Genomic DNA, 356 nt, shown 5'->3' on the forward strand with positions numbered 1-356 from the left:
GTACATTCGCATAGCGATGCAGCGACGAACCGTCTTGTGGAAACCGATTCGCCGCCGATTTCGCCATGCTCCACGCGGCCGTGCCGATAAAGACCATGGTCGTTCCTCCACCCTCTTCAACGCTTCCTCTCGACTTTGGTTTGCCGCGCCCGAATTTTGCGCTATGAAAAGCCATGGCCGAGGATAAGCCGGAAAAACCAGAGAGAAAGACAGCCGCCGACAAACGCGCCGAGCGGCTGAAGCTGGAGTTGCGCGCCAATCTTGCCCGCCGCAAGCTCCAGGCGCGGGCGCGCCGCGAGGGGGCGGAAGACGACCGGCCCGGCGAATTGCTTGGCAGCGATGGTGAGTAGGAGAAC

At 61.5% G+C, this 356-nt stretch carries 1 protein-coding gene; it reads right to left on the bottom strand.

The window, feature by feature from the left end; all coding sequences use genetic code 11:
• Positions 1 to 161: 161 nt before the first annotated feature.
• Positions 162 to 356: hypothetical protein (locus AC1D0P_RS32585; RefSeq protein WP_477680498.1), on the bottom strand; the 195-nt coding region annotated here is incomplete at its 5' end.

Source organism: Polaromonas sp. P1_G2 (genome assembly GCF_056405515.1).